This window comes from Peribacillus sp. NPDC056705, assembly GCF_043656335.1.
Map to the genome: position 1 here is coordinate 1 of NZ_JBHTYI010000282.1, position 1,046 is coordinate 1,046.

Genomic DNA, 1,046 nt, shown 5'->3' on the forward strand with positions numbered 1-1,046 from the left:
CCGCTTCGCAAGTTCCCTAATATCGCGCAGCGGGGATGACAACAGGGTCTGTGCACGGGAAGCAAAGGAAAACTGCATGGAAGTCCCTCCTCCTCTAACCGTTTATCAAAACCTCGGTTTTATTTGTATTCAGACTATCGTAACAACATCTAAAAGATATTCCCGATCATTATATATTATACCTTATGTACGAATTCACGCATATATTTGTCTGCCTTGACGCGTATATAGCGCGTACTTCTCAATGGCTTGCGCTCTGGTGGATACGCCCAGCTTGACATAAATCTTACGCAGATAATTATCGATGGAGCGACGGCTCACCTGAATCTCGACGGCAATCTTATCGTATGTAATCCCTTGTACAATCCGTTCCATAATAAACGCTTCCGTCTCGGAGAGCTGCAGTCCCCCTTCATTCATGCCGGAGGCTGTCAGCGGCCATATTCCTTGTCGTACCCAATCCAGCGGCAAGGAGGCCACACCCTCCCGCAAGCCTGTGATCATATGTATGAGTTGAAAGGTGGATGCTTGTTTGGACAATATCCCGCTTGCACCGCGGCTGATCAAGGATTGCAACAACGGAAGACCATCATTGTCTGTCATGATCACGATATGGGTCTTAGGTGAGAGCTGCTTCATCTGCTCAAGCACGGTTTCCGAGGTATGATCCTGTAAGGAATAATCCAGCAGTACCAAGTCGGGCAGCATCTCGCTGACCATTCGAAGTCCTTCCGTATCCGAAGAGGTCATGCCTTCAACGAGCAGGTCGCGCTCCTCTTCCAAGATTAATTTTGTGCCGAGCATACTCGTAGGCTGACTGCCGACAATCACTACCCGCCAAACCTGTTTCATTATTCAATAGACCCCCTGTTTATCAAAAACTCGAATCTCTATGTAAAGTAAGCGCAGTCATAACTAAATCAACGCCATAGGTGCGCGCTTTCGTTGTTTGCCGCTATGATGCAAAACCGATTAATCCCAGGAAACGAAGGATCGAAAGCAAGCTTCTTAATCCAATAGGCGCAGATCTATGCTGCATGAAGTAT

At 47.4% G+C, this 1,046-nt stretch carries 1 protein-coding gene; it reads right to left on the reverse strand.

All coding sequences use genetic code 11. The features are described 5' to 3' along the window. Positions 1 to 195 precede the first annotated feature (195 nt). Positions 196 to 852 carry a DNA-binding response regulator gene (locus ACFRAK_RS29720; RefSeq protein WP_394573296.1) on the reverse strand — a complete coding sequence of 219 codons (657 nt, stop codon included), beginning with the start codon at positions 850 to 852 and terminating at the stop codon, positions 196 to 198. Between the last annotated feature and the right edge of the window lie 194 nt (positions 853 to 1,046).